This window comes from Patescibacteria group bacterium, from assembly GCA_041651355.1.
Taxonomy (GTDB): domain Bacteria; phylum Patescibacteriota; class Patescibacteriia; order Patescibacteriales; family UBA12465; genus JAPLVX01.
The window spans coordinates 132,006-148,278 of record JBAZJK010000001.1; the positions used below are offsets into that span (position 1 = coordinate 132,006).

Below are 16,273 nucleotides of genomic sequence, written 5' to 3' on the forward strand. Positions count from 1 at the left end.
TATGTCATTTTTTCAATTTAAATCCCAGTTACCCCTAAGCAAGCAGTTAGGCCGCGCTTTTCTGTTGCTATCGGTAATCTTGGCACTTTTCATCCTTCTTCTGGCCGCCAATTTCATCAAGCCTTCTAGCAAAGGAGGGCAGGAGGGAAAAGCGAATAAAACCGTCTTTGTTGCTTCCGGCCATCCGGAGTTGGCTCCGATCGTTTTTCGGAGCGGGTCTGAGGGCTTAGCCGGTGTCGGCGTCGACATCACTAAAAAGATCTTTGATGATTTGAAATCACCACTAGAGTTCAAATACATGGGTAATTGGGAGGAGGTTCTGACTAAAGCCAAGACTGGAGAAGTAGACGTAATCGTCGGTATCGACCAGAGTAAAGACGCAATGGAGTATTTATCCTTTACTTCCATCCCCTATGCTGAAGTTCCGGTTTCTTTATTTGTCGCTAAAAACAAGAAGAGTAATTATAGGGGTTGGGATAGTCTTGCTGGCAAGAAAGGAGTGGCCCTTATCGGAAATAGTTTTGGCCCAGAATTCGATGACTTGATTAAATCTAATAAAATAGATATCAAAAGAGCCAGTACCTCTAGAGAGGCCTTAAAGCTGGTTGCTGATGGCCAAGCCGATTATTTTATCAATTCCTTGTATGCCGGCCAGAAGACTCTAGCCGGGGACACATCTTTAGCCGAGAAGATAAAAATTATTCCGGAGAACTTAACTACGCAAAAGATATATATCGCTATTTCTAACCAGTCTCCTTACGCCGATAAGCTAGCTGAAGTTTCTAAAGCTCTTTACGAGCAGAAGACCGAAGTTAATTACCTGATGAATAAGTATACTTATTATTACCTCAAGAATGATGAAGCTAAATAAACTAGCCGTCTTAATTTCCATAATTTCGTTTGTCTTAGCACCGACTGTTTTGGCAGCCGGTGTTTTCGCAGTCAGTTCCGTTCCTTTTACATCCCAGGCGCCCTTAGCTGAATGGCGCGACCAAAGACAGCAAGATGGTTGCGAGGAGGCGGTGTCTTTAATGGCGATGTGGCTGGTTAAAAGCCAGGCCGCGCCAACTAAAGCTGAAGCCAAAAAGCAACTTTTAGCCATTTCCGACTTTGAGAAGAAAAAATATGGCGAATATCGTGATGTCGCCTTGTCGGATATGATCACCTGGATCTTTAAAGATTATTTCAAATACGAAAAGGTCCGTCTGGTCAAAGACCTTAAGCTTTCCGATCTTAAATCAGAACTGGCAGCCGGACACGTCTTACTTCTGCCCATGAACGGCCAGCGTTTGAAGAATCCGTATTTTACCGCTCCGGGTCCGGAAAGGCACATGATCCTTGTCTATGGCTATGATCCGGCCAAGAAGGAATTTATCACTAACGATCCTGGCACGCGGCGCGGCGCCGCCTATCGTTATCCGGAAAAAATCTTATTCGATGCCATCAGGGCCTATCCGACCGGTTATCATAAAGCCATCAAGAAGCTGGAGAAGGCAATGATCGTGGTTGAACTGGCCAAAGATAAATAGCCTTTGCTTTTTATAAAATTTGTGTTAAATTATTTTTTCAACTTAGAATCTCTTAAATCGATCTTTTTATAAACCAAAACATGTAGCCATGCAAGTAATGATTCCTTTTGACGGCCAGCCCGAGATTTTGGATTTGATTCCAACTTCTCCTGGCAATTTTGCAATCAACAGCGCCCGCGTTAAGCCGGACAAGACCTTCAAATTCCCAGAGTTAAGGGAATTACTCCATCCTAACGAATTCGTCTTCTATTTTCCTGATTCTTTAGTTTGTGAAGATTTTGAGCCTGATCCCAAGTCTGGCGGTATACAAGCTGAGTTACTGCCTAATTTTCCCATGGACTTAACGCCGGAGGATGTAAGCGAACGTGAAGACTTGGAATTTGAAGATGACGTATTTCCAAACCATCCTTATCTGATTTTGATCGATGTTATTCCTGATCGCCCTAATCCTACGCGCCTGACCATCCCCCTGGAATTATTAAGTCTGTCCCGCGGCCAGAAAATCAAGCTGTGTTATTGGCCTGGCTTGCCTCCACAAGTGGCTGACAAGATTCCCGTGGTTGACTAAGCCCGTTCTTTAGAACAAAAGAGCGCTCCCAAAGAGCACTCTTTTTTATTTAGTCTGATTTCTTTATTATTCCAGGCAACAGTTAATGGCCCGGCGCACCAGATCGCCCAATTTACCGGTTAGCCCCCTCTTTTTATCTTCTTTAGAAATCGCGTCCGCATCGATCTTTTTCAGGTCGCCGCTGTTAATCATTTTCATGTTCAGGCCCCAGAAGAGGGAGTATAGATCATATGATTTCTGGAACAGGTCCTGGGCTTCTTCTTTCTTGCCTTGGCCCTGGGCTTTAGTGCCCACTTCCATTAAGCGATAGGAGGCGGCTAAGAGATGCTTGGAAATGCACCAGACTTCACCTTCATATTCCTTGATCAGGCGCTTAAGCAGGTCTTTGCGCATAGATCGGACTTCGTTGAGCAGGTCGTAATATTCGTTTTTGCCGGTCTTGGCACCGGTGAAGAAGAAATGTTCTTCGATGCTGACCAGATTCATAATAGCGATGCTCAAATCCTGATCGGATGACAGGTCTAAAGGGTTGTCTTTTTTGCTTTGGTCAGCCTTGGCGACGAACTCTTGGAGTTTGAGGATGTCTGACATATTGTTAGGCGGTTAGAAAATAAAAGATAAAGCTGAAGATAAGCAGGGAAGCGATGGGCATGGCCACCTTCTGAAAGGGGAAATAAGCCTTGCCCTGGTTTCTTTTTTTGAGATATTCGTAGCTGAAATTACTAAAGACGAAGAGCAAACTGCCGACAATGATACCCAGAATAAGTTTATCTATGCCAAATAATTTTTGGCTGGCCTGTCCGATTAGGTTTTGTGACCAGAGCGGCCAGATCGTTAGGGCATAATAGAGGATGAAGATACTGATATCGCGTAGATAAGTATTACCCCAGGTCCAACGTTTGCTTTGGAAATAATTAATCGTCCATAGGCTTAAGGCGACTAGCAGGCCGCCAATCCAGAGTCCGGCAATCGAATTATCAATGCCTAGATATTCCGATAGCCCTAATCCAGCTCCGACCGCGACTACGCAGACCGGGCAGATGGCGGCCGCTGGCCGCCCCAGGGATAAGAATATAAAGGAAAAGATAAGCCCAAAAGGTAGATATTTTTTAAGCATAATTATTTGATTTTTTCTTGGAAGAAATTAATGATATCCGTATCACCGCTCAGGCAATTTTTGCCGTCAAAAAGGAAGGGCACGCCCAAGCCGACACTGGTATCAAGGCCGCAGCTTTTAGCTTTAGCGGCCATCAGGTTAGCGTTGCTAGGATTTTCTGAGACTTCCAGTTCTCGGAATTTTACTTTTTTATCGACTTGGTTAGCTACGATAAAATCCTTAACGTTCTGGCAATGGACGCAGGTGTTGCTGTAGAAGAGAATTATCTTCGGCCTCTGGGCCACCAGTAGGGCGACGACAAAGATAAAAATGATAGCGATAATTACCGCCAAGATATTTTTAAGTTTCATATTTTTATTTAAAGGCTAGTGGAGATATTTTAACACACTTGGCTTTAAGTGTGAATATTCTCGCCGTTTACTTCTTTTCCTTTATCTCCGCTAGCAGCCTCTTGATAAATTCAGCCTTGTCTAAGCTCTCGGTTTCTTGCTGGCCGCGCGCTCTCACCTGGAGCTGGGGCGAAGCGACTTCCTGGTCTCCGATAACCAGCATATAAGGGTCTTTCTCCTGGCTAGCTTTCCTGATCTTATTACCCACTGTCTCGTTGTTGCGGTCGATTTCCACCCTGAGGCCATATTGTTTAAGCTCCGCCGCTAATTCTTGGCAGTAGCTGATATGGGTTTCGCCGACTGGTATCAGCTTGATCTGGGTCGGTGATAGCCACAGAGGGAAGGCGCCGGCATAGTGCTCGATTAATAAGCCGATAAACCTTTCGAATGATCCGAAAAGGGCGCGGTGCAGCATATAAGGGGCTTCATCTTGCCCTTGGTTATTGGTGAATTGCATGTCAAAGCGTTCGGGCAGGTTGAAATCGAATTGCAGGGTTGAACATTGCCATTCGCGTCCCAGGGCGTCTTTTACCTTGAAGTCCAGCTTCGGCCCGTAGAAGACTGCGCCGCCGATGTCTTTAGAATAATTTAATTTCTTGTCTTGGGCGACTTTTTCTAAGACTTGTTCCGTAAAAGACCAGCCGGCTTCGCTTCCTGCATATTTAGTGTTTTGGGGATCACGGACAGACAAGTAAACTTTGGCATCTTCTAGTTTGAAGCCGAAGGATTTATAAATAAAGAGGATGAAATCGACGACCCGTTTTAACTCTTCTTCTACCTGGTCGGCTCGACAGATGATATGGGCATCATCCTGGGTGAAGCCGCGTACCCTAGTCAGTCCGCTTAGTTCGCCTTTTTTTTCAAAGCGATATACGGTGCCGCACTCCGCCCAACGCATCGGGAAATCCCGATATGAATGCAGGGAGTGTTTGTAGATCCTGACGTGGAAGGGACAATTCATGGGCTTGAGCAGATAATTTTCTGATTCTTTAACCTTTTCCTGGTTTTGGTTATCGCTCAGGCTTTGGCCGACCTCCAGGGGCGGGAACATGCTGTCGTTATAGAAGCCCCAATGTCCGGACGTCTCCCATAGGTTCTTATGGCCGATATGAGGAGTGCGGACTAATTGATAGCCGGCCTCTTCGTGAGCCTCATACCAGAAGTCTTCGATTATCCGCCATAATTTAGCTCCTTTGGGGTGCCAGAGAGGCAAGCCCAAGCCGACCATTTCATCAATATGGAATAGGTCTAATTCCTTGCCTAAGCGCCGGTGGTCTCTTTTTTCTGCTTCTAAAAGCAGTCTTAAATATTCATCTAACTCTTCCTTGCTATCAAAAGCTAAGCCATAGATACGGGTTAGCATCTTATTTTTTTCATCTCCACGCCAGTAGGCACCGGCTAGCTTGTGTAGTTTAAAGCTGCCAGCCTTGATGTCTTTGGTGGAATCGACATGGGGACCGCGACACAGGTCTTCGAATTTGCCTAAAGCGTAGAAGCTGACGCTCTTTTCGCCCTGATCCTTCAGGTCGCTGATCAGCTCCCGTTTATAGATATCATCTTTGGGGGTATGGGTAAGGGCTTGGTCGATAGCCTCTTCTCGCCGGCTGAAAGCTAGATCCTGCTTAGCCAAGTGCTGCATTTTCTTTTCTATTGCCTTCAGCTCAGCTTCGCCTATCTTGATATCACCAAAGTCGATGTCATAATAGAAGCCATTATCGATCGCTGGACCGATAGCTAATTTAGCTTCAGGGTAGAGCTCGCTGACCGCATAAGCTAGGATATGGGCTAGCGAATGCCGTTTGGTCATCAGGTCGAACTCCTGGTTTTTTTTGTCTTTACTCATATGTTTGTTGTTTTATAGATTTAAAAAAATCTCGTTCTGGTAATTCAAATAAACTTTAAATTACTAGAACGAGATTCCCATCCCGCGGTTCCATCTAGTTTTTTAGCTGTTGAAGCTAAACGCTTGATTGATTGTTCCTTAAATTGGGGCCTAGGCCTTAGCGAGCGCTAACTCAGCTTGGTGGGCTGAGCAATCTTTAAGTATTGTTATTATAGAGCTTTATTAGCCGGCTGTAAAGACTTAGCCTTTGGCTAGGGCGAGACCCCAGACTTTAAGCGCTCCCGCTCTTTTTAAGGTTTTAGCGGCTTCTTCCAGGGTGGTGCCGGTCGTAGCAATGTCGTCGAGCAATAAGACTCCTAGTCCTGTCAGGCTTTTCCCCTTCCAGACGAAACTAGCTTCTAGATTGTCGAAGCGGCGGCTAGCCTGCAGACTTGATTGGGCTGGCGTGTGGCGGATTTTTTTTAAAGCATCGCTATAATTAAGACCAGGCATGTCTTTAAGTAGGGCGGAGGCTATTAATTCGCTCTGATTATAGCCGCGGTAGGCGCGGCGCTTAGCGCTGATTGGAATCGGGATCAAGAGAGGTTGGCTAGCGAGGAAATTTTTTAGAGGATTATGCCGTATAGCCCGGGGGATCACTTTTTCCAGGAATTCAGGCCAGTCTCCTTCGTTATGAGAAAGGGCAGCCACCAGGAAGGCGCCCAGCGGTTCAGCTAAAGATTTCAGCCCAGAAAATTTAAATTTTTTAATCAGCTCGGCGAGGAGTGGATCTTGATAATTACCTGCTATAAAAGCGCCGTCTAGAGCGTGATGTTTTTGGCAGTCTGGGCAGCTTTGGCCAGCCGGACTGGTCCTATTACAAAACAAGCAGCTTTGTCGGCCTAGGAAATTAAGCTTCATCAGGCAATCCTGACACAAGTAATGTTTAGCCCGGCCGCAGGCCAGGCATTCGATCGGAAACAGAAAGTCTAGGATCGAGCGGCGGATTTTAGATAATAAGTCCATAAAATAAAAAGCCCGGTCATTATAGCACCCGGGCTTTTAGAGGAAGTAAAAGTAATGATGAATTTTATCTAAAACGATCTTAAGGCAGGTCGATCTTATATAATTTTTGGCTTTGTTTGTCGGTAAAGTAGAGGTTTTTCTGATTGTTTGAGACCATTATTTGGGAGATGTTATATGAAGATTCGGGCACGGCGATCAATTTCTTTTGTCCGGTTTTGAGGTCGATTACATAGAGATCGTCTTTAGTGCTATCAGCTAACTCTGGAAATAAGCCCGCACCTTGGGGTAGATTTTCTGGAACAGCGCAGTAAACCTTGTCATTGCCGGCAAAGGTGCATTTATTCGCCCAAGTATTAAGTCCGAGGTCGGTACGGCCGGAGCCGATAGCTTCGCCCTGGGCATTAACCAGCCACAAGCTTGGGTTCATGTCGTCGCGGCTGCTGTAAACGCTGTAGAGGAGCCGATCACCCTGGGGCGACCAGCTTGATTTGAAACCACGACCTTCAATGATGGTCGATTTGAAATTTTCTCCGTTTAAGCCGACGAAAAATACTTCTTGACGATCGAAATCCAGACCACGAGTGAACATAGCGACACTTTGGCCGTTAGGGGACCAGGAAGGATATACTTTATCGGCGTTATTGCCGATTTCTTCGAGGGCCTGAGCCTTGGTCCCATCGCTGTCTGAAATTACCAAAAAGCGATTTTCTACATCTAGACCGAGACTTTTGGAACTGAGACGCTGGCTATCGGGTGAAAAAGAGAAATCTTGCCAGTGCTTAGGTATCGTGACCTGCCTTTTTTGGTCGAAATCATAAAAGATTTTGGAATTATCAGGGTATTCTAGGATGGCTTTATTCTTATCAGGTGCCCAGGTGACTTTCTGGACATTGTGGAAGACTTTATCGCTGATGGCGACGGCCCGTCCCTGGCTATCGATGCGATAGAATTTACCGTCGTTCGGGTTGTAATATTGGACGGCTTGGCCGTCGCTCGCCAGGGTGGGAGCTAGGGTTGGGCTATCATTTAGCGCCCTGGTTTTGGTTAATCCGCCGACCGCGATATTATCTAAACCCTCGTTTGTCGGTATATTAGCCCCAGGCTGCAGGGAGCCGCCGGAGCCAGGAGTGATGACATTAGTATCGCCTTCACCCGCGACCGGAAAGTTTCCTGGGCTAGTAGTTGCAGTTTGGTTGATAGCTAACTGGGGAGCCCTGGAGCTAAAAAAAGTCCGCCACAGCAGCCAGGCTAAGAAGATAACCAGGCCCAAAAAAAACAGAATCAGGAAAAGTTTTTTGAAGCGGGCGAAAAAATTCATAGAAGATTTTTTTATTTTTTATTCCTATGCTATAATTAGGTCAGGATTGTTGTTTATTAGGAAGCCTTATAGTATAATTATTATATAATATAAAAAGCGATCTGACAATTTTATTCAATTAGTCTTCTTTTAGTATATGGGCTTATTTTCTGGAGCTAAGGACAATTTTTTTCTCGGCATCGATATCGGGGATTCTTCGATTAAGATGGTTGAATTAAGGCGCAAGGGCAAGAAGATATTTTTAAATAACTACGCCTTTTCAGAAAACATTGGGGATGTGAAGTTTACTCGGATTGATGATGTCGATTACCTGGCGAGCGCTATTACCAAGATTCGGGAGAAAGCCGGGATTACCAGCCATCGAGCCGTGGCCTCTTTGCCGACCTTTTCCGTCTTTTCCTCGATTATCAATCTGTCGGGGGTAGAGAAGAAGAATCTGGCCTCGGCCGTAGTTGAAGAAGCGAAAAAAGTAATCCCTCTGCCTTTAGAGGATATGATTTTGGATTGGAAGATAATTCCCGAAGAAAGCGGCCAAGGAGACAAAAAGAACGTGCGGGTGTTTCTCACCGGTTCGCCTAAGAAATTGGTAAAGAAATATGTCGATATCTTTAAGAAAGCCAAATTGGAATTAGTCAGTATTGAAACCGAAACCTTTTCGGTCGTCCGTTCACTTTTAGGCAGCGACAAGACTCCGGTCATGATCGTAGAAATCGGAGCTAACAGCACCGACCTGTCCATCGTTAGGGAGAGTATCCCGATCTTGAATCGGAGCTTGGAAGTTTCCGGCAATACCATCACCGAGCTCCTGAGCCAGAATCTAGGCATGAGTTTCGCTCAGGCCGAGCAATTTAAATTCGACCTCAGTTTTTCTTTAAATGATGATAGCCGTGAAGCTCTGCCCCAACTGATCTTGCAGAGCTTGCAACCGATAGTTAATGAGATGGAATATATGCTAGATTTTTTTCAATCTCAGAATTCCGGTCGGGTAGAGAAGATTATCCTATCGGGCGGCGGGTCTCTGCTTCTTAATCTAGCCGATTTCTTCGCCCAGAAACTTAATACTAAGGTAATCATCGGTGATCCCTGGAACCGCGTCAGCTATCCGGCCGATCTGAAGCCAGTCGTCTTGGAAATCGGACCGAAACTAGCTGTGGCCATCGGCTTGGCCCTCAGGGAAATAGAATAGTTAAGGGTAAATTTATATAAAACATGTTTAGCTTCAAGAAAGCTACTAGCAAAATTGACCTCTTGAAAGGTAATCCGGCCAGTTATGCCCATAAGACTGGCAATGTCTGGGAAAATCCTAAGGTTTTAGAGGTTAATTTGATCAAAGAAAGCGCTAATGTCGAATTTGATTGGAAGCGCAATTTTTCGCGTTTAGGCATATCTGCTCTCATCGCTCTCTTTTTTATTGTCGAGATATATTTCAGCTTAAGCTGGTGGGAAAAGGAGGAGAATAAAAGGGCTGATGCTTTAGCCGCTGATTTGCAGCAAGTTAATCAGGATATAAAACTAGTCAAAACCCAAGCCGATGAATTCTTGACTTTCAAAGACAAACTGACCGCCTTGAAGCCTCTCTTAGACAACCATATCTATTGGACGAATTTCTTCAGCTGGCTCGAGCGGCATACCTTGAACTCGGTTACTTTCGGAGGCTTTTCCGGCAATACCAGCGGTGTCTATTCTTTGCAGGCAGAAACCAAAAACTTCAGTGATATCAGCTATCAAGTCAAGGCTTTTTTAGATGCGCCCGAAACCCTGGAAGCCGAGGTCTTGAGCGGACAATCCAGCCAGAGCAAGGATAAAGACGGCCGGGTAAAGTCTGGAGCAGTTACTTTTGGCATCGATTTCAAAATCAAGCCGGAAATATTCAAAAAATAATTATGCGTACTGAGGTTACAAAAACCAGTCCCTTGATGCAAGTCGTGAACGAACATTTCGACTCTTTATTGATAATGCTTATCATCGTCGTTTTTGTGGCTTCCTATTTTCTCCTGATCAAGCCTAAGTATGATAATACTATAATCGCTATCAAGGATAATATCAGCCAGCAGGAGAAGCTCTATAGCGAGCAGAAAAGCCGCTTGGAGAGTTTAAAGACCGCGGCGGCTCTTTATGAGGATATTAAAGATAAGCAATTAGGCGATGTCCGCAAGGTTAACGCCGTCTTGCCGAACGAATACGTGAAAGAGCGCTTATTCGGGGAAATGGAAGAAATAATCAATAAGAGCGGTTTTATGCTGGCCTCGGTTAATATCAGCAGTGAAGTAGCGGCGAAAGACGCTGGCCCTGGTAGCAGTCCAGCCAGCCAGGTTTTACCTAAAGGTGTGGGGCGGCTGTCAGTTTCTGTTTCTATCGGAGCCATCGATTACGCCGGTCTTAAGAATCTGCTCTTCACTTTAGAGAATAATAATCGCTTATTGGACGTAGAGAATGTTTCTTTTGATCTGGGAGCCAAGACCGCCAACCTGGAAATGTATACCTATTATTTCAAGCCTAGTCTATGAACCAGCGCAAGCCGATAATCTTATACATCTTTTTAGGCCTGATAATCTTAGGCGGCGTTTTGTTGTTTTTCTTGCGTTCCTGGGCCTTCGATCTGATTAGCAATAGCAGCCTGCGGGGATTAAACGATATTTTAAATACCCCGGTCCGGACGAACGCTCAACAGGCTCTTGATCTAAGCTTGTTGCAAGATAAGCGTTTTATGAATTTGAAGAACCAAGTGGTTAATTTTGATTATGATAATTTCGGCCAGGTAGGAAGCGCTAATGACGTTATCGTTACCGATTTGGAACAGCCTAGGCCTGAAGAAATAGCCAGCACGACCGCCGGGGAAGAGGTCGCTTCCAGTTCTAAGCCTGCTCAGACGGTTAAGATCAGGGTCGACATCGGCAATAATAATCTATTCTTGAAAAAAACTAAGTAAAAATGACATGGACAAGAGGGAACAGCTCTTAAATTTATTAGTCCAGAAACAGATAATTAATCTGATCCAAGCCGGAGATATCATGAAAAGCGTCCAGGCCAACAAGAAGGACCTGGCTGATTTTTTAATAGAAGAGAAGATAATAGATGAAGAGCAATTGACCCAGGTGAAAGCGGAAATGTATAATCTCCCTTATTTTTTAGTCCAAGACGAATCTATCCCAGAAGGCATCCTTAATTTTTTACCGGAAGAAATCGCTAGGAATTATAACATCATCTGTTTAGCTAAGGATAAGAAGCTAGTTAAGATCGGCTTGGTCGATCCCGATCCTCGGGCCATGGAAGCCGTCAACTTCCTAGCTAGCGATGAAAAGCTGAAGGTGGAATACTGCCTGATTTCCCGGACCAGCTGGGATAAGGTTTTTAAGCAATATCAGAAGATAGAAGAAGAAATTTCTTCCGCTTTGGAACTTAAGGCTAAGGAAGAAGGGGATGAATTAGTCCAAGTCAAGACCGAGTCTGAGAGTTTGGGTGACGATGATATTAACAGTGCGCCGGTTTCCCGTATCGTTTCTGTGGTTATCCGCCATGCTGTCGAGGCTCGGGCGAGCGATATCCACATTGAACCTTTCGGGAACGAAAGCCGCGTCCGCTATCGTATCGACGGTATTTTGCATACCTCCTTAACTCTGCCCAAGAGCATCCATAACGCTATTATCGCTCGCGTCAAGGTTTTGGCTAAATTGAAATTAGATGAAACCCGGGTGCCTCAGGATGGCCGCATCCGGCTGCTGATTAATAATCGGGAAATCGATTTTCGTATTTCTACCCTGCCTTTAGCCAGCCAAGAAAAAGTGGTGATGAGAATCTTGGATACGGTGAAGGGCGCTCCAACCTTGGAAGATTTGGGTTTTAATAAGATCGCCTTAAATTCGATTCTAGAGGGAATCAAAAAAACCAATGGCATTTTCCTGGTTACTGGTCCGACCGGTTCAGGTAAGACTACTACTTTATACGCCCTCATGAATATCTTGAATAAGGAAGGGGTAAATATCTCCACCTTGGAAGACCCAGTCGAATACGAACTTAAAGGCGTTAACCAGTCCCAAATCAGGCCTAAGATAGGTTTCAGTTTTGCTAATGGCTTGCGCTCTCTTTTGCGCCAAGATCCCAATATCATCATGGTGGGAGAAATCCGCGATGAAGAGACCGCCGAATTATCTATTCACGCTTCTTTAACTGGTCACTTAGTCTTATCCACCTTGCATACCAATGATGCTATCGGTTCTATCTTCCGTCTATTAGATATGAAAATCGAGCACTTCCTATTGGCTTCCACCTTAAAGACCGTCGTCGCCCAACGTCTAGCTCGCCGCCTCTGTCCGAATTGCCGCCAGGCTTTCAAGCCTGAAGCCGAGATGTTGGATATCATTATTAAAGAATTTGGCGATTTACCGGAAAATCTAATTAAAGCTGAATATCCAGAATTCACTACCTTGGATGCTCTGCGGAACGTTTCTTTCTATAAGGAGGTCGGTTGCAGTCATTGTGAAAACACGGGCTTTTCTGGTAGAATTGCGATTGCCGAAGTTATCGCTATTAATGAAACTTTGAAAGAGATGATTAATAATAATGATAAGAATCTTAATATTGGGGCGGTTAAGAAGAGTCAGGATTTTATTTCTATCAAACAGGATGGATTCTTTAAAGTTATTCAAGGAGTCACCACTATGGCTGAGGTCTTAAGAGTAATCGAGAGTTAATTTAGCTTAGTTTTCATCATATGCCAATCTATCAATATAAAGCTGAAGCCAAGAACGGAAAAATCCGGACAGGCAAGATTGTTGGTCTCAACGAGAAAGAGGTCGAATTTAAACTACGTAAACAGGAGCTAAACTTAATCAGCTTGATCGAAGCTAGCCAGTCGCCCATGGTAAAGTTGTCTCTGCTAATCCAGAGGGTGAAGCCTAAGGATTTAGTTATTTTTTCTCGGCAATTTTCCGTGATGATCAGCGCTAATATGCCGGTCGTAGAATCGCTAATGATCTTAGTGGACCAGACTAATAATTTCCCTTTGAAGAGCATTATCGCCGACATCGCTCTTGATGTTGATAGCGGCTCGCTCTTATCTGATGCTTTTGCTAAGCGGCCGAAGATCTTTTCTGAATTCTTCGTCAATATTATCAAATCTGGAGAAACTTCAGGTAAATTAGATGAAGTCTTGAATTATTTGGCCGATGAGATGGAAAAGAACTATGATATGGTTTCCAAGATCAGGGGCGCCATGATTTATCCGCTTTTTATTATCTGCGGTTTGATCGGAGTCGGCATCATCTTGATGATTTATGTTATTCCTAACCTAACCGCGATTCTGACTGAAACTGATATTGCTTTGCCCTGGTCAACGCGGGCGGTCATCGGTTTGTCTAATTTTTTGCGTCATTTCTCTTGGCTGGTTGTCCTCATCGTCGCCGGTTTTATATTTTTGATGCGTTTGTATCTGAAGACTACCGGTGGTCGTCGGAATTTTGATCTTTTAAAAATCAAGCTGCCGATTTTTGGCAAGCTGTTCAAGTATATTTATCTGATGCGCTTCACCCGCTCGCTCAGCACCTTGCTCAAAGGCGGCGTAACGATTACTAAGAGTTTGGAGATTACGGCTGATGTCGTCCGAAATGAGATCTATCGGGAACTCATCATGCAGACTTTGCAATCGATCAAAGACGGTAACCCCTTGGCCACCGTCTTCGATTCCAGCGATTATGTACCGAAGATGGTGCCACAGATGATTTCGGTCGGTGAACGCAGCGGTAAGATGGAAGTAGTCTTGGATAAGATTTCTGATTTCTATACGCGCGAATCCACTAATATGTTAAATAGCTTGAGCACGATCATGGAGCCCTTGATCATGGTGATTATGGGTATCGGTGTGGCCATCATGGTCGCGGCCGTCTTGTTGCCGATGTATAATCTCGGACAACAGTTCTAATTTTCTGGTTTTTCTTGTGTTGTGGATAAAATTGTTGTATAATTAGATTAGCCAAATTTAGATTAGCCAAATTAGATATAATTAAAATATTTAAAAATTTATTATTAATCTTTCTTTTTTGTTAATTGTTAAATAATAAGAAAGAATTTCGTTTAAATTAATATGGCAAAAAACAAACAGGGCTTCACCTTAATCGAATTGTTGGTAGTTATCGCCATCATCGGCTTGCTATCAACCTTATCGATCGTGGCTCTAAACAACGCCAGGGCTCGTTCCCGCGACGCTCGACGCGTGTCCGATGTCAAGCAAGTCCAAACTGCCCTAGAACTATATTATAACGATAACGGTTCTTATCCTGGTGGTAATGTTTTTGCTTCCTCAAGTATTACTAATGGTACAGTCACCTATATGAATACTATCCCGACCCCGCCAACCCCAGCTGACGCCACTGCTTGTTCTGGGACCACTGCTTATACTTATGCGCAGACCAGCAGCGGCCAATCTTATACGATTACCTATTGTATCGGACAGGCGATTACTGGCGGTCCAGTAGCTGGTTTGAATGTAGCCACTCCGGCTGGCATTAAATAAGCGATATTTTACTTAAATAATAAATTTTTATGGCAAAAAACAAACAGGGCTTCACCTTAATCGAATTGTTGGTAGTTATCGCCATCATCGGCTTGCTATCAACCTTATCGATTGTGGCTCTAAACAACGCCAGGGCTCGTTCCCGCGACGCTCGCCGCGTGTCCGATGTCAAGCAGATGCAGACTGCTCTGGAGCTATATTATAACGATGTGGGCAGTTATCCGCCCTCAGCTTCAGTAACAGCTGGCGGTACGATTGCTAATGGATCTACCGTTTATATGCAGATCGTTCCCACTGCACCGACTCCTAATGATGGCTCTTGTACGGCTGGTACTAACACCTACACTTATACTCAGAGAACGGTTACTACTACCGGCGATTCTTATACGATCAGCTATTGCGTCGGTCAAACTATTACTAACGGTCCGACCGGCGGTTCCTTAACTAGCGCTACTCCGGCTGGTATTAAATAAGATAATTTTCGTTTTTTATTCTTTAAGCTTATGACTAAGCAGGGGCAGGGTTTCACTTTGATCGAGCTTTTAGTGGTCATCGCCATCATCGGTTTACTTTCTACTTTATCAGTTGTTTCCTTGAATAATGCCCGTTCCCGGGCACGTGATGCTCGCCGTGTTTCTGATATCAAACAGATGCAGACTGCTTTGGAATTGTATTATAATGATGTGGGCACCTATCCGGGTGGAGACCCGATTGCTTCGACAACGATTGCTAATGGCACGACCGTTTATATGAAGACTGTCCCGACTCCGCCGACGCCGGCTGACGTAACTGCTTGTTCCGGAACGACTGCTTATACCTACGCCCAAACTCTTAGCGGCCAATCATATACTTTAAAATATTGCGTCGGCCAAGCTATCAGCGGCGGTCCGGCGGCTGGTTTAAACACGGCTACCCCGGCTGGCATAAAATAAATAGATAGAGATATAAAAAAATCGCCCGAAAGGCGATTTTTTTGTGGCTAATTTTAGGTATGCTATAATGGTTTTATGGCTTTACAGAAATTAAAATCGGCCTCTGAATTAACTAAGCTAATCTTGGATAACCCTGATTTTTATCAGAATCAAGGCGTCTTTTTGCAAGGCGGAGAGTGGCAGAAAGTTTGGCGGCAAGAAGCCAAGGATTTCGTTAGTTATGCTTATTATAAAGACGGCCGTTGCCTAGGTTTGTTATCCGCCTCTTTGCATAGAACAAAATTGGGAATTTCTTATTTATACTCCCCCAAAGGCCCCCTTTTCTGTGGCCATCAGGCGGAAGCTAAAGAATTTTTAGAAGAGATAATTCAAGAGACTAGGCGGCTTGGCGTTCATTTCTGGCGTTTTGAACCAAGTTCAGATTTATTCAATAATTGGTTCAATCAATCCAAGAAGATCATCTTTAATAAAATTAAGGACATCCAGCCGTCTCAGACAATACAATTAGATTTAGCTAAATCCGAGACAGAACTGCTTTCAGCTATGCACCCTAAAACCAGATATAATATCCGCTTAGCTGAGAAGAAAGATTTAGAATTTTCTCAAGGCGGGGCCGAAGACTTTGAGGATTTCTGGTCTTTAATGTCTACTACTTCCGAGCGCGACGCCTTCCGTTTACACAGTCGGGATCATTACCAGGTCCTTTTAGATCAAAGCGATTTTATCAGGTTGTTTTTGGTCCGCTATCAGGGGCGGGCGGTTGCTGCTGGTCTTTTTTCCTTCTTTGCCGACACGGTTACTTATCTCCACGGAGCCTCAGCCAACGCCGATCGAAATCTGATGGCTCCATATTTGTTGCAATGGGAACTTATCAGGCAGGCAAAGGCGGAGGGTTATAAGCATTATGATTTCTATGGCATCGACGCTCAACGTTGGCCGGGGGTCACTCGTTTCAAAAGCGGCTTCGGGGGCAAAGTGCTATCTTGTCCGGGGAGCTATGATTTGGTTTTAAGACCTCTGGCCTATAGGCTGTATTCATTTCTTAAAAGTTTGAAATCTTAAAA

Annotated in this window: 19 protein-coding genes; 13 read left to right on the plus strand and 6 right to left on the minus strand. The window is 44.6% G+C overall.

All coding sequences use genetic code 11. The annotated features are described in order from the left end of the window. Position 1: 1 nt before the first annotated feature. From WC441_00650 to WC441_00660, 3 genes are all read left to right on the plus strand, one after another. Entirely contained in the window at positions 2-871 is an 870-nt protein-coding gene (locus WC441_00650) for a transporter substrate-binding domain-containing protein (protein ID MFA5163017.1), read from the plus strand. Then, positions 855-1,529, plus strand: a complete 675-nt coding sequence (locus WC441_00655) for a C39 family peptidase (GenBank protein MFA5163018.1) — start codon at positions 855-857, stop codon at positions 1,527-1,529. The genes WC441_00650 and WC441_00655 overlap by 17 nt, the downstream gene beginning before the upstream one ends. Positions 1,530-1,617: 88 nt before the next feature. Then, on the plus strand, positions 1,618-2,097 hold the full coding sequence (locus WC441_00660; protein ID MFA5163019.1) for a hypothetical protein: 480 nt from the start codon (positions 1,618-1,620) through the stop codon (positions 2,095-2,097). A 66-nt stretch (positions 2,098-2,163) separates the two neighbouring features. On the opposite strand, the gene WC441_00665 is transcribed toward WC441_00660, so the two are convergent. The 6 genes from WC441_00665 to WC441_00690 all read right to left on the minus strand — a co-directional run bounded on the left by WC441_00665 (position 2,164) and on the right by WC441_00690 (position 7,769). Continuing rightward, a complete protein-coding gene (locus WC441_00665; protein MFA5163020.1) occupies positions 2,164-2,688 on the minus strand; it encodes a hypothetical protein in 525 nt (174 codons plus the stop codon). Positions 2,689-2,692: 4 nt separating this feature from the next. Continuing rightward, complete coding sequence (locus WC441_00670; GenBank protein MFA5163021.1) at positions 2,693-3,214, minus strand: hypothetical protein; 522 nt, start codon at positions 3,212-3,214, stop codon at positions 2,693-2,695. Between the two features lie 2 nt (positions 3,215-3,216). After that, a complete protein-coding gene (locus tag WC441_00675; protein MFA5163022.1) occupies positions 3,217-3,564 on the minus strand; it encodes a hypothetical protein in 348 nt (115 codons plus the stop codon). Between the two features lie 67 nt (positions 3,565-3,631). Next, positions 3,632-5,446: a threonine--tRNA ligase gene (gene thrS / locus WC441_00680; protein MFA5163023.1), complete on the minus strand. Its 1,815-nt coding sequence runs from the start codon at positions 5,444-5,446 to the stop codon at positions 3,632-3,634. A gap of 240 nt (positions 5,447-5,686) precedes the next feature. Next, on the minus strand, positions 5,687-6,451 hold the full coding sequence (locus tag WC441_00685) for a ComF family protein (GenBank protein ID MFA5163024.1): 765 nt from the start codon (positions 6,449-6,451) through the stop codon (positions 5,687-5,689). 79 nt (positions 6,452-6,530) lie between these two features. After that, positions 6,531-7,769 (minus strand): hypothetical protein, encoded by a 1,239-nt coding sequence (locus WC441_00690; protein ID MFA5163025.1) that lies wholly within the window; start codon positions 7,767-7,769, stop codon positions 6,531-6,533. 136 nt (positions 7,770-7,905) lie between these two features. Between WC441_00690 and pilM the strand changes: the two genes are divergently transcribed. From pilM to WC441_00740, 10 genes are all read left to right on the plus strand, one after another. After that, on the plus strand, positions 7,906-8,955 hold the full coding sequence (gene pilM, locus WC441_00695; protein MFA5163026.1) for a type IV pilus assembly protein PilM: 1,050 nt from the start codon (positions 7,906-7,908) through the stop codon (positions 8,953-8,955). A 23-nt stretch (positions 8,956-8,978) separates the two neighbouring features. Further along, entirely contained in the window at positions 8,979-9,650 is a 672-nt protein-coding gene (locus tag WC441_00700; GenBank protein MFA5163027.1) for a hypothetical protein, read from the plus strand. A 2-nt stretch (positions 9,651-9,652) separates the two neighbouring features. Then, positions 9,653-10,276 (plus strand): hypothetical protein, encoded by a 624-nt coding sequence (locus tag WC441_00705; protein ID MFA5163028.1) that lies wholly within the window; start codon positions 9,653-9,655, stop codon positions 10,274-10,276. Beyond that, positions 10,273-10,698, plus strand: a complete 426-nt coding sequence (locus tag WC441_00710) for a hypothetical protein (protein ID MFA5163029.1) — start codon at positions 10,273-10,275, stop codon at positions 10,696-10,698. Before WC441_00705 ends, WC441_00710 begins: the two co-directional genes overlap by 4 nt. Positions 10,699-10,705: 7 nt before the next feature. Continuing rightward, the gene (locus tag WC441_00715) at positions 10,706-12,460 is read left to right on the plus strand and encodes a GspE/PulE family protein (protein MFA5163030.1); all 1,755 of its coding nucleotides are present in this window, start codon (positions 10,706-10,708) and stop codon (positions 12,458-12,460) included. Positions 12,461-12,480: 20 nt separating this feature from the next. Next, complete coding sequence (locus WC441_00720; GenBank protein MFA5163031.1) at positions 12,481-13,686, plus strand: type II secretion system F family protein; 1,206 nt, start codon at positions 12,481-12,483, stop codon at positions 13,684-13,686. A 162-nt stretch (positions 13,687-13,848) separates the two neighbouring features. Then, on the plus strand, positions 13,849-14,277 hold the full coding sequence (locus WC441_00725) for a prepilin-type N-terminal cleavage/methylation domain-containing protein (protein ID MFA5163032.1): 429 nt from the start codon (positions 13,849-13,851) through the stop codon (positions 14,275-14,277). A 29-nt stretch (positions 14,278-14,306) separates the two neighbouring features. Beyond that, a complete protein-coding gene (locus tag WC441_00730) occupies positions 14,307-14,750 on the plus strand; it encodes a prepilin-type N-terminal cleavage/methylation domain-containing protein (GenBank protein ID MFA5163033.1) in 444 nt (147 codons plus the stop codon). A gap of 30 nt (positions 14,751-14,780) precedes the next feature. Continuing rightward, on the plus strand, positions 14,781-15,209 hold the full coding sequence (locus WC441_00735) for a prepilin-type N-terminal cleavage/methylation domain-containing protein (GenBank protein ID MFA5163034.1): 429 nt from the start codon (positions 14,781-14,783) through the stop codon (positions 15,207-15,209). A 75-nt stretch (positions 15,210-15,284) separates the two neighbouring features. Then, positions 15,285-16,271 carry a peptidoglycan bridge formation glycyltransferase FemA/FemB family protein gene (locus tag WC441_00740; protein MFA5163035.1) on the plus strand — a complete coding sequence of 329 codons (987 nt, stop codon included), beginning with the start codon at positions 15,285-15,287 and terminating at the stop codon, positions 16,269-16,271. Positions 16,272-16,273: the final 2 nt, after the last annotated feature.